This is a genomic window from Methanobrevibacter sp. (assembly GCF_045120835.1).
GTDB lineage: Archaea > Methanobacteriota > Methanobacteria > Methanobacteriales > Methanobacteriaceae > Methanocatella.
This window is the reverse complement of record NZ_JBGVFE010000068.1, coordinates 1-9,773: the sequence shown is the minus strand read 5'-3', so window position 1 is coordinate 9,773 and position 9,773 is coordinate 1. Positions and strand designations below refer to the sequence as shown.

Annotated in this window: 10 protein-coding genes; 8 read left to right on the top strand and 2 right to left on the bottom strand. The window is 35.2% G+C overall.

Translation table 11 applies throughout. From position 1 onward, the window contains the following. Positions 1–230: 230 nt before the first annotated feature. From ACJMLO_RS06555 to ACJMLO_RS06520, 8 genes are all read left to right on the top strand, one after another. Entirely contained in the window at positions 231–1,835 is a 1,605-nt protein-coding gene (locus ACJMLO_RS06555; protein WP_405295107.1) for an ABC transporter substrate-binding protein, read from the top strand. Positions 1,836–1,909: 74 nt separating this feature from the next. Further along, positions 1,910–2,905, top strand: a complete 996-nt coding sequence (locus ACJMLO_RS06550; protein ID WP_405295106.1) for an ABC transporter permease — start codon at positions 1,910–1,912, stop codon at positions 2,903–2,905. After that, on the top strand, positions 2,898–3,749 hold the full coding sequence (locus ACJMLO_RS06545; RefSeq protein ID WP_405295104.1) for an ABC transporter permease: 852 nt from the start codon (positions 2,898–2,900) through the stop codon (positions 3,747–3,749). The genes ACJMLO_RS06550 and ACJMLO_RS06545 overlap by 8 nt, the downstream gene beginning before the upstream one ends. Positions 3,750–3,761: 12 nt before the next feature. After that, positions 3,762–4,709 (top strand): ATP-binding cassette domain-containing protein, encoded by a 948-nt coding sequence (locus ACJMLO_RS06540; protein ID WP_405295102.1) that lies wholly within the window; start codon positions 3,762–3,764, stop codon positions 4,707–4,709. Further along, on the top strand, positions 4,699–5,310 hold the full coding sequence (locus ACJMLO_RS06535) for an ABC transporter ATP-binding protein (RefSeq protein WP_405295100.1): 612 nt from the start codon (positions 4,699–4,701) through the stop codon (positions 5,308–5,310). The genes ACJMLO_RS06540 and ACJMLO_RS06535 overlap by 11 nt, the downstream gene beginning before the upstream one ends. 291 nt (positions 5,311–5,601) lie before the next feature. Next, the gene (locus tag ACJMLO_RS06530) at positions 5,602–5,823 is read left to right on the top strand and encodes a hypothetical protein (RefSeq protein ID WP_405295098.1); all 222 of its coding nucleotides are present in this window, start codon (positions 5,602–5,604) and stop codon (positions 5,821–5,823) included. After that, the gene (locus tag ACJMLO_RS06525; protein ID WP_405295096.1) at positions 5,787–6,611 is read left to right on the top strand and encodes a virulence RhuM family protein; all 825 of its coding nucleotides are present in this window, start codon (positions 5,787–5,789) and stop codon (positions 6,609–6,611) included. Before ACJMLO_RS06530 ends, ACJMLO_RS06525 begins: the two co-directional genes overlap by 37 nt. A 32-nt stretch (positions 6,612–6,643) precedes the next feature. Next, positions 6,644–8,014, top strand: a complete 1,371-nt coding sequence (locus tag ACJMLO_RS06520; RefSeq protein WP_405295094.1) for an MATE family efflux transporter — start codon at positions 6,644–6,646, stop codon at positions 8,012–8,014. On the opposite strand, the gene ACJMLO_RS06515 is transcribed toward ACJMLO_RS06520, so the two are convergent. Further along, the gene (locus tag ACJMLO_RS06515) at positions 8,011–8,625 is read right to left on the bottom strand and encodes an ABC transporter ATP-binding protein (RefSeq protein WP_405295092.1); all 615 of its coding nucleotides are present in this window, start codon (positions 8,623–8,625) and stop codon (positions 8,011–8,013) included. The genes ACJMLO_RS06520 and ACJMLO_RS06515 overlap by 4 nt on opposite strands. 1 nt (position 8,626) lies before the next feature. Beyond that, entirely contained in the window at positions 8,627–9,574 is a 948-nt protein-coding gene (locus tag ACJMLO_RS06510) for an oligopeptide/dipeptide ABC transporter ATP-binding protein (RefSeq protein WP_405295090.1), read from the bottom strand. Positions 9,575–9,773 lie beyond the last annotated feature (199 nt).

Here is a 9,773-nt window from a genome sequence, read left to right as displayed (position 1 = left end):
AATTTTTTTTTAAGTTCAATCTAGGTTGACTAACTTTTTGATTCTTATATTTGATGGAAAATATCTTTTATAAAAATATTTAAATACTTTTAAATTAAGATTTATTAATTGTAATATCTTATTAGTAAAACGTATTACTTTTTTTCATAATTATTTATAATTGAGTAATACTGATTTGTGGATATTACTTTATAATTTAATTAAAAGTAATTTTTGATGAGGAAAACAAAATGGACACAAAATATATTATCGGTGCAGTTGTTGCAGTAATTGCAATAATTGGTATAGCTGCATTCGCTTTGGGTGGAGGAAGCACAGAGCATGCAGCCAATGAGTTAGTAACCTGTGTTGCGGCTCACGGTGAAGAACCGGAATTTGGTTTTGACCCAATGCATGGTTGGGGATATCACGATTCTGGAACAGACCCTCTTATACAAAGTACAATTTTAAAAAGAGATAAGGACAATAATTTCGTAAATGATTTGGCTACAGGTTATGAAATCTCTGATGACTTGAAAACATACACAGTAACCATTCGTGATGATGTAAAATTCACAGACGGTTCACAGTTAACAGCTAAAGATGTAGCATTTTCATACACTAAAGCTAAAGAACTAGGTGAAGGAGCAGATTTAAGTTCCATGAAAGAAGCTAAAGCGGACGGTAATAAAGTAGTATTCACACTTGAAAAACCTGATTCCACATTTATTAACAAATTGACTGATGTGGGAATCGTTCCTGAAGCTAATTATAATGAAGATTCATACGGTCAAAACCCAATCGGTTCAGGACCTTATAAATTAGCTCAATGGGATAAAGGACAACAATTTATCCTAGAGAAAAACCCTGATTACTATGGAAAAGAGCCATACTTCGAAAAAATCACCAACCTATTCCTTGATTCTGATGCGGCATTTGCAGCAGTTAAAAACGGAGATGTTGATATCGCTGAAGTGGCAGTATCATATGCAAATGAAACTGTTGACGGCTACCACTTAGAATACTTCGATTCAATTGATGTACGTGGAGTTTCATTGCCTGTTGAAATGGATGAAGGAAAAGTAGCTGATGATAACTACACTATTGGTAACAATGTAACTGGTGATCCTGCTGTTAGGGAAGCATTAAACATTGGTATTAACAGACAAGAATTAATTGAAGGTGCATTAAACGGATTCGGTAATGTATCCTACAATGGTGTAGCTGGTCAATTGCCTTGGGCATATGATTCAACCATTGAAGACGGCAAAGTGGATGAAGCAAAAGCACTTCTTGACAATGCCGGATGGAAAGATACTGACAATGATGGAATCAGAGAAAAAGATGGTACTAAAGCATCATTCACAGTATATTATAAAGCATCCGCTACTGAAAGACAAGCAATTGCTGTAACTCTTGCTGAACAAGCTAAAGAATTAGGTATTGAAATTGAGCCAGTAGGTGCAACTTGGGATGAAATCGACCCTAATATACACAGTCAGGCTGTAGTATGGGGTTGGGGTTCAGCCGATCCATTCGCACTTGAACACCAATACGATTCAAGAGTGGCTGGTGTCGGATATGACAATGTACAAATGCTCAATGATTCTGCTGTAGATTCAGGTATTGATGCTGCAATGGCTCAAGACCTCAATGCTTCTTACGATTCCTGGTCCGGAGTATCTAAAGAAGCTAACAGTAATTATCCTTACATTTGGGTTGGAACAATGGATTACACCTACTTTGTAAGTGATAATTTAGACATTTCCAATAGTACACACCTTATTTATCCTCACGGTGGAGATATATGGGGTAACATCTACGATTGGACTCGTCTTAACGAAACAGCAAGTTAAACAATTAAAAATAAATGGTTTATTTTAAAATAAATCATTTTTTTATTTCTTTTTTTTATACAAATTTTCACGAGATGGTTAAAATTAACAATAAAAGATTAGTTAAATTTTTTGGATATAAGGCTATTAGATTACTAATTTTATTAATTGTTATTGCAGCAATCAGTTTTATAATGATACAGTTATCTCCAATAGATCCGGTAAAAGCTTATCTTGGCCAAAGAATTGTCAGTCAGGAGCAAATGGCAATCATGGGCGAATATTGGGGAACAAATCTGTCGTTAGGTGAAAGAGTCGTCGGATGGCTTCAAACTTTGGCATCCGGAAGTATGGGTTTCTCATTGATTTATAGGGTGCCTGTAACTGAAGTTATTGTTCAGAAATTTACAGCTTCATTTACTCTTATGGTAGTTTCATGGGTAATATCCGGAATCGTTGGTTTTGGATTGGGAGTAATTGCAGGTGCAAAGGAAGGAACTTGGATAGATAAGGCAATTAAAACTTATTGTTATGTATTGCAGTCTTCACCTACATTTTGGATTGGATTGGTACTTTTAATGGTTTTTTCTGTTTATTTGGGATGGTTCCCTATTGGGCTTTCAGTCCCTATTGGGCAATTATCTGACACTGTAACATTTTGGCAATGGCTTTATAGGATGATACTGCCTGCAATAACATTGAGTATTGTGGGAATTGCTTCTCTTACTATGTATACTAGAGATAAGCTGATTTCCGTTAAAAAAAGTGATTATGTGTTATTTGCAAAGGCAAGAGGTGAAAGCTTTTGGGGCATAATAAAAAATCATGGAATAAGAAATATTCTACTTCCGGCAATCTCAATTCAGTTCTTGTCATTCAATGAGTTATTCGGAGGAACAATTCTTGTGGAACAGGTATTTGCATATCCTGGAATTGGTCAGGCAACTGTAGCCGCAGGATTAAGGTCAGATGTTCCGTTATTGTTGGGCATTGTCATTATCAGTGCCATTTTTGTATTTGTTGGAAATCTTCTTGCGGATATAATTTATGAATATGTTGATCCAAGAATAAGGAGTGAGAACGATGAGTGAAATGCCATGGTATAATAAAGGCATATTCAGTTCCCTGAACCTAAGACAAAAAACGCTTTTGACCATAGGGCTTACAGGTTTGGTTTTGCTGATTATTTTCATAAGCGGAACATTGATTAATGCCAATTTGCCAACAGATTTTTCAATTAAAATGCAGGCCCCTTCATTTGAACATCTTTTCGGTACTGATTGGATGGGCAGGGACATGTTTACACGAACAATAAAAGGTTTGAGCCTTAGTATCATGATTGGATTGGGGGCTTCGATAATATCAAGTATAATTGCTACAATCCTTGCATTTGTTGCAAGCTTTAACAGATACTGCGATACAGTTGTATCCTGGTTAATTGATTTGTTTGCATCAATTCCGCACATTTTATTAATCATGATGATTTCCATCGCATTGGGTAAAGGTGCATTTGGTGTAATAATGGCTGTTGCATTTTCCCATTGGGTTAATCTGACAAGGGTGCTTAGGGCTGAAGTGCTTCAAATCAATACTTCGGAATATGTGAACCTATCCAAAAGATTTGGTAAAAGCAAATTGTGGATTGCAAAAGAGCATATCTTGCCTTTGGTACTTTCCCAGATATTTGTGGGAACATTGCTCGTATTTCCGCATGCAATCATGCATGAATCAAGTGTAACATTCCTTGGATTTGGTCTATCACCTCATGAACCGGCAATTGGTATTATTCTGTCTGAATCTATGTCATATCTTGCAATGGGTGCCTGGTGGCTAGCATTCTTCCCGGGTGTTTCATTATTGATTGTTGTATTGCTGTTTGATATTATCGGCGATAATCTAAAGCGATTACTTGACCCTTCCGAGGCGAATAACTAGATTGGTGATATTATGGCAAAATTATTGGAAGTAAATAATCTATCAATATCATTTACTCAATACGTTCAGGGATTGAACAGGCACGATTCCAAGGTCATATCCGATTTGACAATTGACATTGATGAAAGCGAAATTGTTGCAGTGTTGGGTTCCAGTGGTTCTGGTAAAAGTCTTCTTGCGCATTCAATCTTAGGCATTCTGCCTTACAACTCAAATGTGACTGGTGAGATAAAATATAGGGGCACTGTTTTGGACCAGGAATTAAAAGAAAAATTAAGAGGAAAGGAAATCTGCTTAATTCCTCAATCTGTAAACTACCTGGACCCCTTAATGAAAGTATCAGAACAGGCAATCGGCGAATGTAAGGATGAAGCTGAACATAAGGAGAAAAAAATAAGACAAAGGGAAATCTTTTCCAGATATGGTCTTGATGAAAGTGTAGATGATTTATATCCTTTCGAATTGTCTGGAGGTATGGCAAGGAAGGTATTGCTGTCCACAGCTTTAATTGGAGACCCGGATTTGTTAATTGCGGATGAACCAACACCGGGCCTTGATGCAAAAAGTGTTGAGGAAACTATACAGGACATCAAAAACTTAAAAGAGCACGGTAAAGGTGTCTTGCTAATTACTCACGAAATCGATGTTGCCCTAAAAACAGCTGATAGGGTTGCAATATTCTATTCTGGTTATGTTATCGAAATCAATCATGTAGAAAACTTCAAAAATACCGATAATGTATTGCATCCATATACTAAAGCATTAATCAATTCTTTGCCTAGAAATGGTTTTAATTTGACTGAAGGCGTTCAGCCATTAGGTGAAGTTCATGGATGTCCATATTACGAAAACTGCCCTATACGTTTAGATAAATGTGAAAATAACATTCCGGAACTGGAGGAACATGATGGCGTGATGATTAGGTGTTTCAATTTCAAGGAGGCCAATGATGGATCTTAAAGCGGAAAATATTTCTTTTTCATATAACAAGAAAAGACAAATATTGAAGGATGTCTCTTTGTCTGTCAGCAGTAATCAGATTATCGGATTGATTGGAGATAGTGGTAGCGGGAAATCGACTTTATGTAAAATTCTAGCAGGTTATATTTCTAACTATTCCGGAAATGTAACCCTAGATGGCAATAAAATTCCAGATAAGGATTATTATCCTGTACAGTTAATTTTCCAACATCCGGAAAAGACCATGAATCCTAAATGGAAGATGGAAAAAGTATTGAATGAAGCGTGGACTCCCACACAAGAGTTAAAAGATACTTTTGGTCTTAAAGATTCCTGGCTTACACGTTGGCCAAGTGAACTTTCCGGTGGGGAATTGCAACGTTTCAGTATAATAAGAGCATTGAATCCTAAAACAAAATTCATCATTGCCGATGAAATTTCAACCATGCTCGATGCCGTAACCCAAGTACAGATATGGGAAGCACTTTTAAAGCATGCTAGGTCCAATAATATTGGTATTTTAGCTGTTAGCCATGACCCTGAATTGCTTGAGGTCATTTGTGATGACATCCTCTATTTCGATGAGATAAATAATCTTTAATCTTTTTGGAGTTTTTAAACTCCTAATAATTATTTTTTTTATTCGTTTTCGTTTTAATTTGTTTAAATTTCAGATAAACTTTTTTGCGCTGCGTCATTGCTTAATGCATTCTTTAAATTTCTTTTTCTAATCCCTCTCAAAAAAGTTGTCTAATCATGTAAAATTGTTCTCAGTTTGTAAAATTGGCTTTAATTAGTTAAATTACATTTATTTGCAACAAAATCTATATTAATTAGTTTAATCTAATATCTAATTGTGTATATTTTGATAACTTAAAAATTAGGTGTAATTATGAGTGAAAATCAGATAACAAGAACATTATTATATGTTGGTGATGAAGGCGAAGTGTCTATGGACGTAATTATTGACCAGGAACGAGAAACAATGTGGGCAACTCAAAAGACAATGGCGGAAGTTTTTAATGTAAAAGAGAATACCATTACTTATCACTTAAAAAATATTTTTAGGGATATGAATTGGATGAAAATTCAGTTACTCGAAAAATTCGAGTAACTGCATCTGATGGTAAAAAATATAAAACAAATTTCTATAATTTGGATGCAATTATTTCAGTAGGTTACAGGGTCAACTCAAAAAATGCAACACGATTCAGAATTTGGGCCACTGGCATTTTAAAGGAGTTCATGATTAAAGGCTTCGTTTTAGACGATGAATTATTAAAGAATGGGTCAAGATTTGGAAAAGATTATTTCACTGATTTGCTTGAAAGAATCAGAGAAATTAGGGTTTCTGAAAGAAGATTCTATGAAAAATTAACCGATTTGTATGCAACAAGCCATGATTATAACAAAAATGCAGAGATTACCAGAAATTTCTATGCTAAAGTTCAAAATAAGCTTCATTATGCCGTTTCCGGTATGACTGCTCCCGAAATTATTAAAAATCGTGCAGATAGTAGCAAAGAAAACATGGGTTTAACCTCTTGGAAACATTCTCCTGAGGGTAAAATCCAGTTAAGTGATGTAAAAGTGGCTAAAAATTATTTAACTGAAGATGAATTGGCTGAACTCAATAAACTTGTTGAATTGTATTTGAATTTTGCTGAACTTCAGGCAACAAGGGAAATTCCTATGAGTATGGCTGATTGGGCACAACAATTGGATAACTTTCTAAACTTTGTAGGATATCAAATTCTAGAAGGCAGGGGTAAGGTTTCTCGTGAAGAAATTAATGATTTTGTTAAAGTCGAATTTGATAAATTCAGGCCAATACAGGATAAACTCTACATGTCTGATTATAACGAGTTTGAACGAAGAACCAGAAAATTATTGTGTGATTAAATTTATATTTGAATAAATTTTAATATTTACTTATGCAGAGCAATGATAATTCAAATAGTGTGGACATAATGCTTGGAAATCCCAAAAAAGCATTGATTCACATGTCCATACCCTTGATTATTTCATTGCTCATTTCCAGTTTATACAATCTTATTGATGCCGCTTGGGTGTCCGGTCTTGGTGCCGATGCTCTTGCGGGCGTTGGATTTTTCACCCCAATTTTCATGATTCTAGTCGGTTTTGGAAATGGATTGAGTGCAGGTGCTTCTTTTGCAATCTCCAAATATATTGGTGAAGAGGATAAGCCTAAAGCGGATAATGCTTCAATTCATTCAATTCTATTGGACATTATTGTGTCTATAGTCATAACTGTTATTCTTTTAATGTTGCTTGTTCCAATTCTCAATGCAATGGGCGTCGGTCAGACTATTGGTTATGCAACAGATTATGGAAATATCATTGTTGCAGGTTCAATTCTCATAATTCTTTCAAATGCTCTGTATGGGATTTATAGGGGAGAAGGGGACTCAACCCGGCCGATGTATGCCATGATTGCCTCAGCTATTTTGAATATGGTTCTTGATCCGGTCTTTATCTATTTCTTGAACCTTGGAGTTAAGGGTGCGGCCATTGCGACCTTGATTTCTGCAGTATTTGTTATTTTAATTCTAGTATATTGGTTCTACTTTAAAAAGGACACTTATCTAAAGCCTTATTTGGTCAATTTCAAATTTAAAATGAATATTGCAGAAGACATCGTTAAAGTGGGGATTCCGGCAAGCATTCAGCTTCTAAACAATGCGTTTTTTGCAGCAGTATTTTCTGCACTTCTCGCTTTTATTGGCTCAACAGATTCGGTTGCGGTTTACTCTACAGGATGGAGAATAGTAATAATCGGTACAACTCCGATTTTGGCCATTGGAACTGCATTGATCAGTGTTGTTGCAGCCAATTACGGAGCTAAAAATTATAAAAACATACAAATTGCACATAGGTATGCGATGAAGGTATCTATGATTTTTGCATTTGCAGTTTTAATCATTACTAACGTATTTGCAGGAGATATTGCATCTGTGTTTGCTTCCAGTGGAAGTAGCGCAAGGATTGCAGGGGAACTGACAAGTTTTCTTGCATGGATTGTGATTTACTATCCTACAATGGCGGTTGGTGTTGCGTCAACTTATGTCTTCCAGGGCATTGGAAAGGGAATTGCCGCAATGTTTCAGACAGTCATGAGGGAAACAGGTTTCACAATTCTTTTTGCAGTTTTGTTGGGTGTTGTTTTAGGTTATGGAGTCTGGGGAGCCTGGATGGGAATAGTTCTGGGTGAAATTGTCTCCAATAATATCACTATGGTCTGGGCGGACTGGCAAATTAAAAAATTAATGGATATTAATGATTAAATGCCATTAATATCTTTAAAGTAGATTTTTTCATCACATATGGTTTCTACTAAAGGCATATCGTGACTTACGAGCAAAAATCCCATATTTCTTTTTTTGACTATTTTTAAAACAGAATCAAGAATCTGAGCTTGTGTGATTGCATCAAGCATTGTAGTCATCTCATCTGCAATTAAAAATTTTGTATTTGGATTTAGGGATCTTACGACAGAAAATCTCTGAAGTTCTCCGCCGGATAGTTCCTGCGGAAATCTTGTAAGCCATGATTTTTGAATACCGAATTCCGCCAGAGTTTCATCATCAACATTATATGATTCATCTAGAACCTGTTTCATTTTCCATTTTGGGTTCATTACCTTTTCAGGATGTTGATAAATTAACTGAACAGGTTTAAATCCTTTTTTAGGGAGTGGTTGACCGTCTAATGTTACGTTGCCTTCATATTTTGTTATGTATCCTGATAATATTTTACAGAATGTTGACTTTCCACTGCCGCTGTCCCCAATCAATCCGATGATTTTTTTATTGTCTAGTTCAATATCGACATTTTTTATTATGTAATCTTTAGCGGAGGGGTATTTAAATGAAATATTTTCAGCTTTAAGTTTCATCTTATGCACCTTCTTCATATTTAAAGCATCTAACTTTTTTATTTCCTAAATCAATCAATTCGGGACGTTCTTCCTTACATCGGTCAAATCTCATTTCACATCGGTCATAGTAAGGGCATCCTTTTTGTATTTCTCCATGCAAAGGTTGATGTCCTTTGATTATTTCAAATCCATTTGCAGGCAATGCCTTATATAATGCTTTTGTGTAGGGGTGAAGTAAGTTTTCTCCATCGCCTGAAAAGTCTTCTTTTAATGCAATTTCAATTACATAACCGGAATAGAATATTCCAATTCTATCTGCTACTTCTAGGGCTGCATGAATGTCGTGTGTGATTAAAAGTACTCCAATTCCGTCTTCTTTCATGTGTCTAAAGTGATTTAAGGTTTCTTCTACTGTTTTTTCATCAAGTCCTGGTGTCGGTTCATCTGCTACAACGAGTTTTGGATCTGATAGTAATGCTGTGGATACGAGTACTCTTCTTGCCATTCCTCCGGATAATTGGAATGGGTACATTTCATCTACTTCTGGGCCTAAATTGTAATGTTCAAAGATTTCCCTTTGTTTTAACTTTTTGCTTTTCTTTTCGTCATCATTTTCAACATGACCAATGGCTTGGTCTGAGATTTTCATTAGGGGGTCTAAAAAGTTCACAGACTGTGGAACAAGAACAATGTCTTTTCCTCTTAATTCTTCTTTATCTTCTTGTGACAGCTCTTTTCCTTTGAATTTTATTTTTCCATTTTGATTTGCATTTTCTGGTAAAATTCCAAATATTGCATGTGCAAGTAAACTTTTTCCAGAACCACTTGAACCTAATACTGCCAATATCTCTCCTTCAGATACATCTAAGGTTAAATCTGTGATAACTTTTAAATCTCTTTGATTTAATCCTTTAGTGTATTGAATAAATGAAATCGAAACATTTTCGACATCTAACAATTTTTCCATTAAATCACCTTTTCAATTCAAATGATAAATTTTATATAGTAATTTGTACTTTATCAATATTAAAGTTATTCAAAATTTACAAAAAAGTATTACTAATTGGATAAAATTTTTTTAAAATGTAATACTTTTTTTTAAGTGTGGTTAATATGAATGTGGTAAGTGAGGAGTTGTGTGATGACTCAAAGCAAATCGGGGATGT